General features: G+C 63.3%; 16 protein-coding genes. 12 read left to right on the top strand and 4 right to left on the bottom strand.

Going from position 1 to position 16504, the window contains the following annotated elements; translation table 11 throughout:
• The first annotated feature begins 10 nt into the window (after positions 1-10).
• On the top strand, positions 11-1264 hold the full coding sequence (locus D0Y60_RS11565; RefSeq protein ID WP_117370024.1) for an O-antigen ligase: 1254 nt from the start codon (positions 11-13) through the stop codon (positions 1262-1264).
• Positions 1261-2283, top strand: coding sequence for an acyltransferase (locus D0Y60_RS11560; RefSeq protein ID WP_117370022.1), 1023 nt, complete (start codon positions 1261-1263; stop codon positions 2281-2283). The genes D0Y60_RS11565 and D0Y60_RS11560 overlap by 4 nt, the downstream gene beginning before the upstream one ends.
• A 4-nt stretch (positions 2284-2287) precedes the next feature.
• Here D0Y60_RS11560 and D0Y60_RS11555 read toward each other — a convergent pair whose 3' ends face one another.
• On the bottom strand, positions 2288-3130 hold the full coding sequence (locus tag D0Y60_RS11555) for a MurR/RpiR family transcriptional regulator (protein WP_117370409.1): 843 nt from the start codon (positions 3128-3130) through the stop codon (positions 2288-2290).
• Between the two features lie 161 nt (positions 3131-3291).
• Here D0Y60_RS11555 and D0Y60_RS11550 point away from each other — a divergent pair, with 161 nt between their 5' ends.
• From D0Y60_RS11550 to D0Y60_RS11540, 3 genes are all read left to right on the top strand, one after another.
• Positions 3292-4752: an MFS transporter gene (locus tag D0Y60_RS11550; RefSeq protein WP_199564159.1), complete on the top strand. Its 1461-nt coding sequence runs from the start codon at positions 3292-3294 to the stop codon at positions 4750-4752.
• Between the two features lie 5 nt (positions 4753-4757).
• Positions 4758-5435: an aspartate/glutamate racemase family protein gene (locus tag D0Y60_RS11545; protein WP_117370020.1), complete on the top strand. Its 678-nt coding sequence runs from the start codon at positions 4758-4760 to the stop codon at positions 5433-5435.
• A gap of 164 nt (positions 5436-5599) precedes the next feature.
• Positions 5600-6211: a TerC family protein gene (locus D0Y60_RS11540; RefSeq protein ID WP_117370018.1), complete on the top strand. Its 612-nt coding sequence runs from the start codon at positions 5600-5602 to the stop codon at positions 6209-6211.
• A gap of 67 nt (positions 6212-6278) precedes the next feature.
• Here the strand turns inward: D0Y60_RS11540 and D0Y60_RS11535 are convergent, their stop codons facing one another.
• Positions 6279-6980 (bottom strand): GntR family transcriptional regulator, encoded by a 702-nt coding sequence (locus tag D0Y60_RS11535; protein WP_199564158.1) that lies wholly within the window; start codon positions 6978-6980, stop codon positions 6279-6281.
• 124 nt (positions 6981-7104) lie between these two features.
• Here D0Y60_RS11535 and D0Y60_RS11530 point away from each other — a divergent pair, with 124 nt between their 5' ends.
• From D0Y60_RS11530 to D0Y60_RS11500, 7 genes are all read left to right on the top strand, one after another.
• Complete coding sequence (locus D0Y60_RS11530; protein WP_117370014.1) at positions 7105-8619, top strand: aldehyde dehydrogenase family protein; 1515 nt, start codon at positions 7105-7107, stop codon at positions 8617-8619.
• Positions 8620-8739: 120 nt separating this feature from the next.
• Positions 8740-9690, top strand: coding sequence for a substrate-binding domain-containing protein (locus D0Y60_RS11525; RefSeq protein WP_117370012.1), 951 nt, complete (start codon positions 8740-8742; stop codon positions 9688-9690).
• A 70-nt stretch (positions 9691-9760) separates the two neighbouring features.
• Positions 9761-10780 carry an ABC transporter permease gene (locus D0Y60_RS11520; RefSeq protein ID WP_199564177.1) on the top strand — a complete coding sequence of 340 codons (1020 nt, stop codon included), beginning with the start codon at positions 9761-9763 and terminating at the stop codon, positions 10778-10780.
• Positions 10780-11511 (top strand): ATP-binding cassette domain-containing protein, encoded by a 732-nt coding sequence (locus tag D0Y60_RS11515; RefSeq protein ID WP_117370010.1) that lies wholly within the window; start codon positions 10780-10782, stop codon positions 11509-11511. Before D0Y60_RS11520 ends, D0Y60_RS11515 begins: the two co-directional genes overlap by 1 nt.
• Positions 11512-11536: 25 nt before the next feature.
• Positions 11537-12379, top strand: a complete 843-nt coding sequence (gene kduI / locus D0Y60_RS11510; protein ID WP_117370008.1) for a 5-dehydro-4-deoxy-D-glucuronate isomerase — start codon at positions 11537-11539, stop codon at positions 12377-12379.
• Entirely contained in the window at positions 12376-13131 is a 756-nt protein-coding gene (gene kduD / locus D0Y60_RS11505) for a 2-dehydro-3-deoxy-D-gluconate 5-dehydrogenase KduD (protein WP_117370006.1), read from the top strand. Before kduI ends, kduD begins: the two co-directional genes overlap by 4 nt.
• 8 nt (positions 13132-13139) lie before the next feature.
• Entirely contained in the window at positions 13140-13466 is a 327-nt protein-coding gene (locus tag D0Y60_RS11500; protein ID WP_117370004.1) for a cupin domain-containing protein, read from the top strand.
• On the opposite strand, the gene D0Y60_RS11495 is transcribed toward D0Y60_RS11500, so the two are convergent.
• Positions 13467-14432: a sensor domain-containing diguanylate cyclase gene (locus tag D0Y60_RS11495; RefSeq protein ID WP_117370002.1), complete on the bottom strand. Its 966-nt coding sequence runs from the start codon at positions 14430-14432 to the stop codon at positions 13467-13469.
• Between the two features lie 129 nt (positions 14433-14561).
• Positions 14562-16310 carry a penicillin-binding protein 2 gene (locus D0Y60_RS11490; protein ID WP_117370000.1) on the bottom strand — a complete coding sequence of 583 codons (1749 nt, stop codon included), beginning with the start codon at positions 16308-16310 and terminating at the stop codon, positions 14562-14564.
• Positions 16311-16504: the final 194 nt, after the last annotated feature.

Genomic DNA, 16504 nt, shown 5'->3' with positions numbered 1-16504 from the left:
GGTCCTGCCGATGCGGATTGCGAAGACACGCCTGATCGGACCCGATGGCAACGAGGCCTATGCCGCGTTCGCCATCGCCGTATCCTTCTTCGTCTTCGCCTATTCCTTCCGCTTCGGGCAGGTGTCCATCCTGGCCTACTATGCACTGTGGATGCCGCTTGTCGCCGTCGATTACCGGCGCGTGCTCGGCAACTACGCGCGCTATGCGTGGATCTTCGCCTTCGCGCTTTTCGCCTGCCTCTCCGTCTTCTGGTCGCAGGCGCCCGACACCACGGCGCGGGCCGGCGTGCAATATCTCTCGCATGTCGTCTGCGCGCTGATCGCCATGCGCGTCGTCGACACCCGCACGCTGGTGCGCGGCGGATTGATCGGCACGGGACTGGTGCTTGTCTATTCGATGGTCTTCGGCGTCTATCACCTCGATCCGCTCGACGGCACCTACAGTTTCGTCGGCGCCTTCGCCTCGAAGAACCAGCTCGGCTTCTACGCCTCGCTGGCGGTGCTCTTCGCATTCGCCGCCCTGTTTCTCGGCGTTGAGCGCGGCCCGTGGAAGCTCGCCGCCATCGGCTGCGTGCTGGTCGCGCTCTATTGCCTCAAGGCCTCCCAATCGGCGACCTCGGTGCTGACGACCGTTGCGATCGCCGGCCTTTGCCTTGCGCTCAGGATGCTCGAACTGCTTGCGCCGCGCCATCGCAAGATGCTGTTCCTGGCGCTTGCCGTGCTGACCATGCTCATCGTCATCGCCGGCGCCTATGGCGGCGGCTATGAAATGGTGCTCGGTGCTTTCGGCAAGGATGCGACGCTGACCGGGCGCACCTATCTCTGGCAGCAAGGTATCGAGACGGCGGGCCAAGCGCCGTTTGCCGGCATCGGCTATCAGGCGTTCTGGGTGCAGGGCTTTGCGCTTGCGGAAAAGCTCTGGGCGGATTTCTTCATCTCCGGCCGCAGCGGCTTTCATTTCCACAACACCTTCATCGCCGCCACCGTCGAAACGGGCCTTGTCGGCTGCCTGCTTCTGACGATGGTGCTCGTCGTCACCCTTGCCGGGCATCTCGGCCGGCTGCTTTCGGCTGTACGAGACGAAGAGGCGCTGGTGCTTTTCACCATTGCAGCGCTGCTCGCCGTGCGCACCTTCGTGGAGATCGATATCCTCAATCCCTACCATGTCGGCTCGTTCCTGCTCTATTTCGCCGCCGGCAAACTGGCCGACGGTCGGCGACATCCCGTCCAGAGGACCGTTTCCTACAAGGCGGCCTTCGCATGACGGCGAAGCCAGCGGCCGGCACGCTTTACGGCATCCAGTATCTGCGCGCCTTCGCGGCGTTGGCCGTCGTCGTCTTCCACGCCGCGGAGCGCACCGGGCATGCCTTTGCCGTCGGGGCGGCTGGCGTCGACGTCTTCTTCGTCATCAGCGGGTTCATCATGTGGGTGATCGTCGAGCGGCGCCCGATCTCGCCCGGCCGATTCCTCCTCGATCGCTTCCGCCGCATCGTGCCGGTCTATTGGCTGGCGACGGGTGTCATGGTTGCGGGGGCTCTGGCCGGGCTCTTTCCCAATCTCGTGCTGACGGCTGGCCATGTCATTGCATCGCTGGCCTTCGTGCCGGCGCGCTCGCCGAGCAGTGGGGAGATCTGGCCGGTGCTCGTGCAGGGCTGGACGCTGAATTACGAGATGTTCTTCTACCTCGTCTTCGCCGCCTGCCTTGCCCTGCCGCAGCGGTTGCGGCTTTTGAGCATGGCCGGACTGTTCGGCCTCCTGGTCGTGCTCGGTCTTCTGATCGAGAGCGATGCACCGCTTTTCCTGACCTATACCCGCCCGATCATTCTCGAATTCGTTGCCGGTATGCTGATAGCCCGGCTGTGGCTCGATGGCCGGGTGCCGGCCCGCCCGCTGTCCTTCGCGCTCATCGGTCTCGGTCTTGCCGGTTTTGCAGCCATCGGCATGCTTCGGCTGCCCTTCGACGAATGGACCTGCGGCCCGCTCGCCTGCGCGCTGGTCTATGGCACGGTCGCCTTGGAAAGGCAGGGCGACATTCCGCGTCTTGCGCTTCCCGTCATGCTTGGCGACGCGTCCTATTCGATCTATCTCTGGCACACATTCGCGATTTCCGTCACCGCCAAGGCCGGCACGCTCATCGGCATGCCGCCCGCGATCGCCTTCGTCCTTTCCGCCTGCGCCGGCCTCGCGCTCGGCCTTGCCGCCTATCGTCTCATCGAGCGGCCGCTGTTGCGGGCCGGCAAGGAGGGATGGTTCATCCGTCGGTCGGTCAGGGCGGCGGGCTGATCGCTCACAGTTCTTCGAGCGTATCGCCGAAACGCTCGATGCCGCGCAGGCGGGTGCGGCCGGCGGGGCCGGCGCGTTCGATGGTGCGCGTCGTGATGAGGTGGCAGACGGCCATGACCGAGACGTGGTTGAACAGGGCGCCGGGTGCCAGCGTCTGACAGCGGAAGTGCCACGCGGCGCTGGCGCGATGGGAGACGCCTTCGTCTGTGATGTAGAGCAGCTTTGCGCCGCTCTTCTCGATGGCCGTCAGGATCGTCTCCATCTGCGCGACGCGGCGGCGCAGGCCGAAGACGATGGCGACATCCTCGCCGGTGACGCTGACGAGATGTTCGCCGAGCGTCTGGCCGGCGCCGGGGATGGCGACTATATTTTCGACCACCTGCGTCATCTGCCATTGCAGGTAATCGGCAAAGGCGTGGCTGCTGCGAAAGCCGAGGACCCAGGTCTTGCGCGCCTTGAGGATCGCGTCGGCGACCGCATCGACCTGCGCGTCGGTGATCGTGGCGAAGGTACCTTCGAGATTGGCGATACCCTGCGCGGCATGAGCGGCGACGGATTGCTCGGCAGCCGCATCGGTGGAGGCAGCGAGGAACAGGCGGGAGCCGGTCTGCCGCTCGTCGCGCGCGTGGCGGCGGGCCTCTTCATAGGTCTCGTAGCCGAGCCGGCGCACGAAGCGCGTCACCGTGGCGTTGGAGACCTGCGCCAGCTTGGCGAGCTCGGAGGCGGAATAGCTGGCAAGCTCGCCTGGAAAGTCGCAGACGAAATCGCCAAGCCGTCGCTCGGCCGGATGCAGGTCGTCGAGCGCGTCGCGCACGCGAAACAGAAACGACCGATCCGTGGAACCCATCTTGCTCACCGCCTTCTCCCGATAAATCAAGGTTGTAGTCGACCCGGCGGACTTCGCAAGGCGCGGTGCGAAATGCGTTGCCGAAGTTTCTTGTAAAATTATTTTCATGATAGTAGTATGTGAAAATTCATTTTCATACTGATGCCAAAGAGGAGGAGACTATGGCAGCAGAAGGCATGGTACAGTCCGGCAAATCATCGCCGGCTGTCCGTCAACTGGAGGGCGCGCTGACCCGCATCGGGGTCACAGGCGCACACAAGCAGATCATCGCGCTGGTCTTGATTGGTTGCCTGTTCGATGCATTCGAGCAGAACACCATCGGCGTATCCGGCCCGCTCCTGAAGGAGCATTGGGGCCTGACCGGCACGGATATCGGCTTCCTGAACACGATCACCTTCGGCAGCGCGGCCATCGGTCGTCTGCTTTCGGGCATTCTCGGCGACCGCTATGGCCGCCGCGTCATGCTGACCATCAATCTGCTGCTGTTCTCGCTCGGCTCGGCCGCCTGCGCGCTGGCACCGGACTTCATGTTCCTGTGCATTGCGCGTGCGATCGTCGGCTTCGGCGTCGGCGGTGAAATCTCGACCGCCGTCACCATGCTGTCGGAATTCTGCTCGCCGAAATTCCGCGGAACGGCCGCCGGCCTCGTCAATGTCGGCGCGGGCGGCTTCGGCAACTTCCTGGCGCCCGTCTACGGCCTGATGATCTTCAGCATCTTCCCCGGTGAGGACAGCTGGCGCTGGCTTTTCGCTTCGCTCGCGCTGCCGGCTTTGCTCGTCGTGTTCTATCGCCGCTTCGTGCCGGAAACGCCGCGTTTCCTCGCTTCGCAAGGGCGCATCGACGAGGCGAACCAAGTGCTCTCGGTGCTGGAATCCGGTTCGCTCCGGCCGAAAAACCTCGTCGTCCGCGAATATCTGTCCAAGGACAACGAGCAGGATGCGCCGCGTGCCAAGGGCGGCTGGAAGGAACTCTTCCGTGCGCCGTTCCTCGGCCGTATCGTGCCGGTATCCATCGCCATCCTGATGAGCTACGGCGCACAGCTGTCCGTTCTGACGCTGATGCCGGTCATCTTCGTCTCGATGGGCTACACGCTGCAGGGCAGCCTGCTCTACAGCATGATCATCCAGTCCGGCAGCGTGCTCGGCGCCATCGCGGCCTCGATGTTCGGCTACTACTTCCCCCGCAAGCGGGTGTTGACGGTCGGCGCGGTCTGCGCCTGCCTTGCCGCACTCTCCATCCTGCAGTTCGGCACCACCATCTATCTGGTGCTGTTCTTCGGGGCGCTCTTCCAGTTCTTCGTGCTTCTTCTGAACACCTCGATCTGGATCTATGCGCCGGAACTTTTCCCGACGCGCATCCGCGCCTTCGGCGTCGCCTTCATCCTGGCGACGGGTTCTGCGGCCGGCTCCTTCGTGCCGACCATCTCGGGCGCCCTGTTCGACCACTACGGCATGGGCGGCGTGTTCGGGCTTGCCGCGGCCATGTACGCGGTCTTCGCGGTCTGCATCCAGCTCGGCCCGGAAACCTACGGCATGTCGATGGAAGACATCACCCAGCGCGCGGATACGGCAGGGACGGGCGAAAGCATCCCCGCTGTCGAACCCCTGAAGGCAGGAGCATAACGGAAATGGCCCCGCATATACTGTTGATCAATCCCAACAGTTCACACGCCACGAGCGACATGATGCAGACGATCGCCCTCAAGGCGGCCGGCGGCAGGCTCGACGTCAAGGCCGTGACGGCGGATCGCAGCCCACCGATGATCACGACGCCCGAGCAGCTGACGGCTTCGGCCGCCCAGGTGGTCGAGCTCGGCACGGCGCATGAACGCGATTGTGCGGGGATCATCGTCAGCGCCTTCGGCGATCCCGGCCTTGCCGAGCTCCGCCGCAAGGTCAATGTGCCTGTCGTCGGCATCTGCGAGGCCTCGATGATCGCGGCTTCGCAGGGCGGGCGCCGGTTCGCCGTCGCCACCTCGACGCCTGATCTCGTCGAGGCCATCGATCAGCGCGCGGTCGATCTCGGTCTCGGTCATCTCTATGCTGGCGTGCGCTGCACGGCGGGCGATCCGCTTGCCCTTGCAGCCGATGCCGAACTCCTAGCCGAAGCACTTGCCGGTGCAGTGCGCGACTGCATCGATCTGGCCGGAGCCGAAGCCGTGATCATCGGCGGCGGCCCGCTTGGTCAGGCCGCCGAACAGCTGCGCACGCGTTTCGGCAAGCCGGTGCTTGGGCCCATTCCCTGTGCGGTGGAACGGGTCTTCGGGCTAATCGAACGCGATGGGGTTTTGCCTCAGGCTATCTGAGGCGCTTTGTTGCGCATCGTGCGATCGGCGGGCAGTCCCGCCTATCGGCATTTTCACGGAATTGTGTATTCGCCTTGCAAAGCGCAAATCCAAAAGGGTACTGATCGGAATCAGACGGGCAGGGGACGGCCCGTTTCGGCCTCGCGTATCGGAAGGTGGGACGCATGGAAATTCTGACAGCTGCCGGTCTGACGGCGCTCCTGCAGGTTATCGCAATCGACCTGGTTCTTGCCGGCGACAATGCCGTCGTCATCGGCCTTGCCGCCGCAGGTCTCGATCCGGCGCAGCGCAAGAAGGCGATCCTCGTCGGCATCATCGCGGCGACCCTGCTGCGCATCCTCTTCGCGACGGTGGCGGTGCATCTGCTCGCCATCATCGGCCTGCTGCTCGCCGGCGGCTTGCTGCTGCTTTGGGTTTGCTGGAAAATGTGGCGCGAGCTGCGCGGCGGCCATGGCGGCGCCGAGGAGGCGAGCCTCGAAGACGCGCCGAAGAAGACCTTCTTCCAGGCCGCGACCCAGATCGTCGTCGCCGACGTCTCCATGTCGCTCGACAACGTTCTGGCCGTCGCGGGTGCCGCCCGCGAACATCCGAGCGTGCTGATCATAGGCCTGGCCCTCTCCATCGCGCTGATGGGCATCGCCGCAAACTTCATCGCCAACCTGCTCAACAAGCATCGCTGGATCGCCTATGTCGGCCTCGCGATCATCCTCTATGTCTCGCTCGATATGATCTATCGTGGTGTGCTTGAGGTCATGCCCTATGTCGGCGCCGGCTGACGTCTTTCGCGTCAGCCCAACCGCATTTCCCGGCGCGCGATGAAAATCGCGCGCCTTTTGCGTTTCGTCACTCGAACAGGTCCGGATTGGACGCCTCGATCTGCGGCAGGTCGGTGAGGATGCCGTTGAGGTGGCTGCGCATCGCGGCCTCGGCGGTATCGGCGTTGCGGGTGTCGATGGCGTCGATGATCGCCTCGTGCTCGGCAATCAGCCGGCTCATGGAATCGGGGTGGCGAAGCTGAAGATTGCAGACCCGGTCCATATGCGCCTTGATGTCGGAGATGGCGTTCCAGGCAAGCCCGCAGCCTGCACCCTCGGCGATGGCGATGTGAAACTGCTCGTCCTCGCGGCGGAAGGCGTTGTGATCGTCGGCGTCGCGGGCGGCCTTCTGGCGGGCGAGGATCGTGTCGATCTTGCGCCGCGTCCAGCTGTCGAAACTCTCGCTGGCGCGGCGGGCGACGGCTGTCTCGATCGCCTCGCGCACGAAGCGCGCTTCCATCATCTGCCGTGCCGAGATGCGCACCACGACGGTGCCGCGGTTCGGCCTGATATCGACGAGCTTCGATTTGCCGAGCGCGATCAGCGCCTCGCGCACCGGTTGGCGTGACACGCCCATGCGGGTGGCGATGTCCTGTTCCGATAACCGCATGCCGGGCGCGAGTTCCAGGCGGATGATGGATTCGCGCAGGTCCCGCTCCACCTGCGCTGCGGCGGTTTCGCCCGTGTCGATCTTCAGGGATTCAAGGTTCACGTCTTTTCCCGCCATCATGCGTTGACATCCATTTGGAGCCACCATACAGTACCATACAATTCATGTGCAACAGAAATCCGGTGGCCTGAATACCGGATCAATAGGGAGGGGCTGGCGCGCTACTGCCGGCCGGAAGACGATATTGCTGTCCAATTTCATTGCACCCGATTCCCGTGACCCGCGGCTGAATATTAAAGCCCGCTATCAGATGCTTGTCGATGGCAAGTCCGTCGATGCGGCATCCGGCCGGACGATTGATCGGGTAAGCCCCGGCCATGCCGGAGCGGTTGTCGGCACCTGGCCGGAAGCCTCGGCGGATGACGTGCGCCTGGCGATTGCCGCCGCACGCCGTGCCTTCGATACCGGTCCGTGGCCGCGCATGTCGGGTGCCGAGCGCTCGCGCCTGATGTTCAAGGTGGCGGACCTTATCCTTGTGCATCAGGAAGAACTGGCGCTGGCCGAAAGCCTGGAGGTCGGCAAGCCGATTGCCCAGGCGCGCGGCGAGATCGGCTTCTGCGCTGACCTCTGGTCCTATGCCGCCGGCCAGGCGCGCGCGCTGGAAGGCCAGAGCCACAACAATATCGGTGACGACAGGCTTGGCCTCGTGCTGCGCGAACCGGTCGGCGTCGTCGGCATCATCACGCCGTGGAATTTCCCCTTCATCATTGCCTCCGAGCGCGTGCCGTGGGCGATCGGCGCCGGCTGCACGGTGGTGCTGAAGCCGTCGGAATTCACCTCGGGCACCTCGATCCGCATGGCGGAACTGGCGCGTGAGGCCGGCATTCCCGATGGCGTCTTCAACGTCGTCACCGGCTACGGCGATCCGGCCGGCCAGGTGCTGGCAGAGGATCCCGGCATCGACATGGTCGCCTTCACCGGTTCGGTGCGTGTCGGCACCAAGCTCGGCGAGATTGCAGCCCGCAGCGTCAAGCGCGTCGGTCTGGAGCTGGGCGGCAAGGGTCCGCAGATCATCTTTGCGGATGCGGATCTCGAAGCTGCCGCCGACGGCATCGCCTACGGCGTCTATCACAATGCCGGCCAGTGCTGCATTTCCGGCAGCCGCCTGCTGGTCGAGGAGAGCATCCGCGATGCGCTGATGGAGCGCCTGCTCGACATCTCGCGCAAGGTCACTTTCGGCGATCCGCTGAACGAGCGCACCAAGATCGGCGCGATGATCTCCGAGGCGCATGCCGACAAGGTGCATTCCTATGTCGAGGCGGGCGTCGCCTCCGGCGCGAAGCTTCTGCTCGGTGGCGAGAGGGTCGGCAGGGAGGCCGGTCTCTACTACGCGCCGACGGTGTTTGCCGGTGTCACGCCCGACATGTCGATTGCCCGCGAGGAGATTTTCGGGCCGGTGCTTTCGACGCTGACCTTCAAGACGGCGGACGAGGCTGTTTCGATGGCTAATGCCACGGAATTCGGCCTTTCGGCCTCGGTCTGGTCCACCAATCTCGAAAACGCGCTGCAGAGCATCCGCCGCATCCGCGCCGGCCGCTGTTGGATCAACAGCGTGATCGACGGCACGCCGGAACTGCCAATCGGCGGCTACAAGAAGAGCGGGCTTGGCCGCGAACTCGGCCGCTACGGCTTCGATGAGTATTCCCAGTTCAAGGGCGTGCACGTCACGTTCGGGCGCCCTGCGCCCTGGTTCGGGTAAGTCGCTGCTGTTGTAGCGAGAGGAGGAAAACCTCGGCTGGCGAAATCTTTGGTCGGAGCCCGCCAGCCGAGACTTGGGTCTTTTGGACCCGCATTGCACATCCAAAGGGAGGATACGCAAATGAAAATGACCAGGTTGAAAGCCGCGGCAATGGCCGCCGGTCTTGCCACCATGATGGCATCTACGGCGCTGGCCGCAGACGTCAAGGCCACGATGATCATCTACCTCGATCCGAGTGTCCAGTTCTTTAATCCCGTGGTGAAGGGCGCGCAAGACGCAGCCAGCCAGTTCGGCGTCGATCTCGACGTGCAATATGCCAACAACGATCCTGTGCGCCAGAACGACCTCATCGAAAGCGCGACGGCGAGCGGCGTCGACGGCATCGCCGTCGCCATCTCCTCGTCGGATGCCTTTGATGAAAGCATCTGCGCGGCAACCAAAGCCGGCATCATCGTCATCGGTTTCAACAATGACGACCTCGAAGGCGCCAAGGGCAATTGCCGCCAAGCTTATGTCGGCATGGATGAATTTGCCTCCGGCGTTGAGCTCGGCGAACGCATGATCAAGGAATTCGGCCTCAAGTCCGGTGACGTCGTCTTCAACCCGCGCGAAATTCCGGAAGCGAGTTTTGCGGTTGCCCGTGGTGGTGGCATCGAGAAGGCAATGACGGATGCCGGCATCAAGGTAGAGACGGTGCGTGCCGGTCTCGATCCGGCCGAAGCGCAGAACATCATCGCGCAGTTCCTGATCGCCAATCCGAACGTGAAGGCCCTGTTCGGCACGGGCTCGGTCACCTCGACAGTTGGTGCTGGCGCCATCAAGGATGCCGGCGTCAACATTCCCTTCGGCGGCTTCGATCTTGCCGTCGAGATCGTCAATGCGGTGGAATCAGGGGCGATGTTCGCCACCATGGACCAGCAGCCCTACCTTCAGGGCTACTATCCGATCGCCCAGATCGCGCTTGCCAAGAAGTACGGCCTGACCCCGACGGACGTCGACACGGGACAGGGCGCCTTCCTCGACAAGTCGCGCATCAGCTCGGTCAAGCCGCTGATCGGCAGCTACCGCTAACCGGAATGCGCAGGAACCTGCCGGCGTGCCCGGCAGGTTCCTTCCCCCGAAAAAGATCGAGTGCCAGACCGTGACACCTATCCTTGCCGACAGTGCCGCGCCCCGTTCGCGCACGCAAAGACAATCCATTCTCAAACAGATCATGGGCATGCCCGCCGGAGCGATCTTCCTCGTCTTCATGGCGTTGCAGATCGTCTGCATCGCCGGCGCGCTGCTCTATCCCAATGAGTTCCGCTATCTCTCGCCGCAGAACCTGACGATCCTGATGAAGGCTGTTCCGGTGCTCGGCTGCCTGGCGCTCGGCGCCGGTGTGCTGATGATCGCAGGCGAATTCGACCTCTCCATCGGCTCCGTCTACACCTTCACCGCCGTGCTGATGGCAAGCCTTGTCGGCGCTGGCGTAAGCGCCTTCGTCGCCGCCCCGCTCGGCATTCTGGCCGGTGTCCTGATCGGTCTTCTCAACGGCCAGATCACGATCCGCTTCGGCCTGCCGTCCTTCATCGTGACGCTCGGCGGCCTGCTGTTCTGGCGCGGTGCCGTGCTGCTCTACAATGGCGCGGTGCAGGTGCGCTTCGATCCAGAGCCGGTCTTCACCAGCCTGTTTTCCGGCACGCTGCTCGGCATCAACGCCGCCTTCATCTGGATCGTGCTCTTCGTCGTCGGCTTCCATTTCCTGCTGCACCGTCACCGCTTCGGCAACCATGTCTTCGCGACGGGCGGCAATCGCGGCGCGGCCGAGGCGATCGGCATCAACACCAATCGCGTCAAGCTCATCGCCTTCGCTATAGCCGGCGGCATGGCAGCCGTGGCCGGCATTCTCGCCACCGCCCGCGTCGGCAGCGTGCAGCCCGGACAGGGTGCGGGCCTTGAACTCCAGGCGATCGCCGCCTGTGTCATCGGTGGCCTGTCGCTGCGCGGCGGTCGCGGATCGATCATCGGCATCTTCCTCGGCGTGCTGCTCATCCACACCATCACCGACGTGCTGCTGCTGCTGCGTGCACCCGGTTTCTATCTCGATATGTTCATCGCCACGCTGATCGTGCTGGCCGCCATCTTCAACCATCTCATCGAGCGGCGGGGTGTTGCGTGATGTCCAATCTTCTCGAACTGCACAACATTTCCAAAAGTTTTGGCGCCCTGACGGCGCTGCGCAATCTGAGCTTCCATATCGGCGAAGGCGAGGTGGTCGGTCTGCTCGGCGACAACGGCGCGGGCAAGTCGACGACGGTCAACCTGATCTCCGGCATTCACAAGCCGACGGACGGCTATCTCAGCGTTGATGGCCGCAAGACGCTCTTCACCTGCCGCTCGGATTCCGCCGATGCGGGCATCGAGACGATCTACCAGCATACCGCCCTGGTCGACAGCCTATCGATCACCCGCAATATCTTCATGGGGCGCGAACTGACGGATCGCTTCGGCTTCCTGCGGCAGGCCGAGATGCGCGAGATCGCCATGGAAGTCCTTCAGAACGCTGTGCATATCTCGGGCATCGACAGCCCGGATACGCTGGTCGGCAATCTCTCCGGCGGTCAGAAGCAGGCGGTCGCCATTGCGCGTGCCGTCTATTTCAAGAAACGCGTGCTGCTGCTCGACGAGCCGACCTCGGCGCTCTCCGTGCGCGAAACGGAAGCCTTGTTGAACCAGGTTTTGAAGCTGAAGGCAGAGAACGTCTCCAGCGTGCTGGTGACGCACAACATCTACCACGCCTACCAGGTCTGCGACCGTTTCGTGATCATGAGCCACGGCACCAAGGTCTTCGATGTCGCCAAGGCCGACACGACGATCAACCAGCTCACCGACTATGTCGTGCTCACCTGATACCCATTTTTGAAAGGCATATGCCGTGACACTTTCCGTATCCGTTCGCCAGGTCGTTGGACCTGAGGACGCCGCAAGGCGCAACACGCAGGGTCTCCGCGACGGCTTCGTCATCGAGACGCTGTTCCAGCCGGGGGAGGTCAACCTCACCTACAGCCATCTCGACCGCATGATCATTGGCGGTGTCGTGCCGACCGGCGAAAGGCTTACAATCGACCATGTCGCTGAAACCGGCACGGATCAATTCCTCGAGCGCCGCGAGGCGGCCACCATCAATATCGGCGGTGCCGGGACGGTCAGTGTCGGCGGCAAGGATTATGCACTCGGCTTTCAGGAGGGCGTCTATATCGGTTTGGGTGAGGGCGCGATCGGCTTTACCAGCAATGACCCCGCCGAGCCGGCGCTGTTCTATGTCCTGAGTGCGCCTGCGCACCGAACGTGCCCGACGGTGCATATCACCCGCGACATGGCGAAGAAGGTGCATCTGGGTTCGGCGGAGGAATCCAACCACCGCACGATCAACCAGTATGTGCATCCCGATGTCTGCGAGAGCTGCCAGCTTCTCGTCGGCCTCACCATGTTCGAACCGGGCTCCGTTTGGAACACCATGCCGGCGCATGTGCATGACCGGCGCATGGAGGTCTATCTCTATTTCGGCATGCAGGAGGCGACGCGGGTCTTCCATTTCATGGGCGAACCGAGCGAGACGCGCCATGTCGTGCTGAAGAACCACGAGGCGGTGCTGTCGCCCGGCTGGTCGATCCATTCCGGCGCCGGTACAGGCCGCTATGCCTTCATCTGGGCCATGGCGGGTGACAATATGAGCTTCACCGACATGGACAAGGTGCCGATGGAAGCGCTGCGATGAGCCCCTTCGATCTTTCCGGCCGCTGGGCGATCGTTACCGGTGCCAATACCGGCATCGGCCAGGCCATCGCCTTGGGATTGGCGAAGGCGGGTGCCGATATCGTCGGCGTCGGTCGCTCGGCCATGACGGACACCGAAGCGGAGGTGAAAGCGGCCGGCCGGCGGTTCGTGACCGTGAAGGCGGACCTTTCCATATCCGGCAGCGCTGCCACGGTCCTCTCTCAAGTTCTCACTGCCGGCGCAACGCCTGACATCCTCGTCAACAATGCCGGCATCATCCGCCGGGCGGATTCGCTCGATTTCACGGAGGAGGATTGGGATGCGGTGCTCGACACCAACCTGAAATCCGTCTTCTTCCTTTGCCAGGCCTTCGCCAAGGCGGCGATTGCGGCCGACCGGCCGGGGAAGATCATCAACATCGCCTCGATGCTCTCCTTCCAGGGCGGTATCCGCGTGCCGTCCTATACGGCGGCGAAGAGCGGCCTTGCGGGTGTCACCAAGCTTCTGGCAAACGAGTGGGCGGCGCGGGGCATCAACGTGAATGCCATCGCGCCCGGCTATGTCGAGACCAACAACACGACGGCGCTGCGGGCCGATACCGAACGCAATGCCGATATCCTGAAGCGCATTCCCGCCGGCCGCTGGGCGCGGCCGGAAGACATCGCCGGCGCCGCGATCTTCCTCGCGAGCCCGGCATCCGATTACGTCCATGGCGCCATCCTGCCCGTCGATGGCGGCTGGCTTGCCCGATGAGAGGACCCATGCAACCTTATACGCTTCCCGAAAACACTGTCTGGACCGAAGTCGCCCCCGGCAATCGCCGCGCGGTGCTGAGCCACCGCCCCGAACTCATGCTCGTCGCTTTCCGTTTCGAGGAGGGCGCCATTGGCGCGTTGCATTCCCATCCGCATACGCAGGTGAGCTATGTGGCCGAAGGCGCATTCGACGTCACGATTGATGGCGTCACCACGCGCCTCGCCCAGGGAAGCAGCTTCATCGTGGCGCCTGACCTCGTGCATGGTGTCTTGGCCCTCGCACCCGGCTTGCTGATCGATACCTTCACGCCGTGCCGTGAGGATTTTCTCTGATCAATCCGAAGATGCCGCGTTGGTCGAACCGAGGCGCCGGTCTGGCTGGATCTCGATACTGATCTGGTCGCGCCCGCGCATCTTGGCGGCATAAAGCGCGAGATCGGCGCGGCGGTAGACGGCGCCGGGATCGTCGCCGCGCGCGACCCAGGCAAGGCCGGCCGAGAAGGTATAGCGGAAGCTCGCCTGTTCGGGCACCGGCCGGGAATGGCGCACGGCGACCAGCATGCGCTGGACGATCGCCTCGGCGTCCTCCATCGTCGTGTTGGGCAGGATGAGCAGGAATTCCTCGCCTCCGACGCGGCCAAGGATATCCGTCTTGCGCACATGGCGCTGCAGCGTGACGCCGAAATCCCTGAGCACGGCGTCGCCTATGCCATGGCCGAACCGGTCGTTGATATACTTGAAATTGTCGATGTCGAGCACGGCCAGGCAGCCGACATCCTGCCCGCTGTCGCCGGCTGAGCAGACGAGTTCGCCTAGCTTGCCCATCACGTAGCGCCGGCTCGGGAGCCCGGTCAGCTCGTCCGTCTGGGATGCCCTGATCGCGATGTTGCGATCCTGCCGCAACGCCCGCTCGTCGGGCCTGATGGAGCTGATGTCGCTGGCGACGCACAGCATCCAGCCGTCGGTCTGCACAGTCTCGGCCATCCAGAGCCATCGGCCGTCATGGAGATCGGTCTCGAAGGCGCGAAAACCGCTTTTTCCGCGCCGCGCCTGCGTTGAATGCAGCCAGGTCTCGAAATTCGGTGTCTCCACGACCGTGCCGCGCCGGGCATGATAGTTACGGCGCATCAGATCGGACCAGAGGGGCTCTTCGTCATCCTCGATGAACCAGGCGGCGCGAAACGCCCGGTTGGCAAACCGCAGGCGATCCTCCGGGTCGAACACCGCAATGAGATTGCCGGCGTGTTCCATCAGCTGCGCCAGTTGCAGCATCATTTGCGTAGCTACCAAGGGCGTCATGTCCTCAGGATGATTCTCGCCGGAAATCTAGAGGTGACGGATAAACAAAGTCTTAGATGACATTCTGCCGAAGGTGCCGTTTCGGACGCGCATTGCGCCACAATGGAGCAGGCCGGCGCCCTGCGCGCCTCAATAGTCGACCAGCTGCATGGTCTCGTCCGGGTCGCCGAAGCGGGGTTGCACGCCGAGCAGCGGAGCGACCCGGCTGATAATGGCCTTGATCATCGGCGCTGCGGTGGAGGCGGCGGTGCGGCCGCCGTTTTCGCCGGTCCGGGGTGCATCGATGATCGACAGAACGATATAGCGCGGCTTGTCCATCGGGAAGGCGGCCACGAAGGCGTTGAAATTCATGTCGCGCGCATAGCGCCCGTTGATCACCTTGTCGGCCGTGCCTGTCTTGCCGCCGACATGGAAACCCTCGACCTGCGCGTGGCGGCCGGACCCCTTGACGCCGTTCCAATCATAAAGCGTGCGCATATCGGCACTCGTCTTGTCCTTGATGACGCGGGTGGCCAGCGCCAGCGCCTCTTCCTTCGTGCGGGGCAGAAAGGTCGGCGGCACAAGATAGCCGCCGTTCATAAGGGCGGCGGCAGCGACCGCCGTCTGCAAAGGTGTCGTCGCCACGCCATGGCCGAAAGAAATCGTCACGGAATTGATCTTCTTCCATGTTCGCGGCTGAGTGGGCGTCGCGACGCCTGGCATTTCCGTTTCCATTTTCGAGAGCAGGCCAAGTCGGGTCAGGAATTGCTGGTGGCCGTCGATGCCGACCATGTCGGCCACCGCGGCGGTGCCGATATTGGAGGAGTACTGAAACACTTCGGGAATGGAGAGCGGGCGGTTCTTGCCCTTGAAATCGCGAATGGTGAAGCCGCCCATGCGGATGGGCCGGGAGGCATCGACGACGGAATTGAGGTTGATCTTGCCTTCGTCCAGGCCCATTGCCAGCGTGAAGCTCTTGAAGGTCGACCCCATCTCGAAGGTCGCGTTGCTGATGCGGTTGAACCAGCCCTTTTCGTATTCCTTGTCGACGCTGCCGTCGGCTAGCCGCCGCGAGGGTTCGTTCGGGTCATAGTCTGGAACCGAGGCCATGGCGAGCACTTCGCCGGTCTCGACATCGACGATGACGGCGCCTGCCGCTTCCGCCTTGTAATCGACCATCGCCTTCGCGGCGACCTCGCGCACAATGTTCTGAACACGCAGGTCGATGGAGAGTTTCACCGGCTCGAGCCGCGTGTCGTTGGTAAGGCCCGCCGCGCGCAAATCCGCAAGGCCCTGGCTGTCGATATAGCGCTCCATGCCGGCAAGGCCCTGGTTATCGACATTGACATGGCCGACGACGTGGGAGGCGGTGGCGCCGCCCGGATAGATGCGCCGCTTTTCCGGCCGGAAGCCGATGCCGGGCAGGCCGAGCGCCAGGATATCGGCCTGTTGCTTGGGTGTCAGTTGCCGCCGTAGCCATTGAAAGGCGCTTTGCGAGCGCAGTTTCCTGTGCGTCTCGCTCCAGTCGAGGTTCGGTATGACCGAGGCGAGTTTTTCCACCACCTCGTCGGCATCGATGATCCGACGCGGTTCGGCATAAAGCGAGACCATGTTGAGATCGGTTGCGAGCAGCAGTCCATTGCGATCAACGATGTTGGGACGCGAGGCGACGGCGTGGCCAGCCCCGATCGAAGCGGACTGGATGGGTTCCGAAATACCGTACTGGATGAGCCGCGCGCCGAGAACGACATAAGCGAGGGTGAACAGGCCGATCATGATGGCGAGGCGCTGGCGTGCCTGCTTGCGGCGACGGGCATTGGTGCCCAGAAGATGCGCGCCGTGTTGCGGTGCGACGACGAAATGCGCGCGACTTTTCAGCCGCATGATGAAAGCGATCATTTCCCACCTGCACGAGAACGTGAACCCACCGGACAGCGTGTCGCGTCATCCGGCAGAGGCAAGCCTGCGGGCAAGGATGGCGGAAAACCAAGGAAAATGTCCGTGATCGGCGGCAGATCATTAAACTTGCATTAATATACATTTAAAGTTGCCTCATGCCGGTTAACGCCTGATTTGCGATTTTCGGCACGTCC

The sequence above is a fragment of the Shinella sp. WSJ-2 genome (assembly GCF_003432075.1).
In the GTDB taxonomy this organism is placed as follows: Bacteria; Pseudomonadota; Alphaproteobacteria; order Rhizobiales; family Rhizobiaceae; genus Shinella.
This window is presented reverse-complemented; position numbering and strand designations above follow the sequence as displayed.

What these genes read in the sequence shown, in the direction of transcription:
- D0Y60_RS11565 (WP_117370024.1), top strand. Translation starts at nt 11, where the DNA reads ATGCGGATTGCGAAGACACGCCTGATCGGACCCGATGGCAACGAGGCC.
- D0Y60_RS11560 (WP_117370022.1), top strand. Translation starts at nt 1,261, where the DNA reads ATGACGGCGAAGCCAGCGGCCGGCACGCTTTACGGCATCCAGTATCTG.
- D0Y60_RS11555 (WP_117370409.1), bottom strand. Translation starts at nt 3,130, where the DNA reads ATGGGTTCCACGGATCGGTCGTTTCTGTTTCGCGTGCGCGACGCGCTC.
- D0Y60_RS11550 (WP_199564159.1), top strand. Translation starts at nt 3,292, where the DNA reads ATGGCAGCAGAAGGCATGGTACAGTCCGGCAAATCATCGCCGGCTGTC.
- D0Y60_RS11545 (WP_117370020.1), top strand. Translation starts at nt 4,758, where the DNA reads ATGGCCCCGCATATACTGTTGATCAATCCCAACAGTTCACACGCCACG.
- D0Y60_RS11540 (WP_117370018.1), top strand. Translation starts at nt 5,600, where the DNA reads ATGGAAATTCTGACAGCTGCCGGTCTGACGGCGCTCCTGCAGGTTATC.
- D0Y60_RS11535 (WP_199564158.1), bottom strand. Translation starts at nt 6,980, where the DNA reads ATGATGGCGGGAAAAGACGTGAACCTTGAATCCCTGAAGATCGACACG.
- D0Y60_RS11525 (WP_117370012.1), top strand. Translation starts at nt 8,740, where the DNA reads ATGAAAATGACCAGGTTGAAAGCCGCGGCAATGGCCGCCGGTCTTGCC.
- D0Y60_RS11515 (WP_117370010.1), top strand. Translation starts at nt 10,780, where the DNA reads ATGTCCAATCTTCTCGAACTGCACAACATTTCCAAAAGTTTTGGCGCC.
- kduD (WP_117370006.1), top strand. Translation starts at nt 12,376, where the DNA reads ATGAGCCCCTTCGATCTTTCCGGCCGCTGGGCGATCGTTACCGGTGCC.
- D0Y60_RS11500 (WP_117370004.1), top strand. Translation starts at nt 13,140, where the DNA reads ATGCAACCTTATACGCTTCCCGAAAACACTGTCTGGACCGAAGTCGCC.
- D0Y60_RS11495 (WP_117370002.1), bottom strand. Translation starts at nt 14,432, where the DNA reads ATGACGCCCTTGGTAGCTACGCAAATGATGCTGCAACTGGCGCAGCTG.
- D0Y60_RS11490 (WP_117370000.1), bottom strand. Translation starts at nt 16,310, where the DNA reads ATGATCGCTTTCATCATGCGGCTGAAAAGTCGCGCGCATTTCGTCGTC.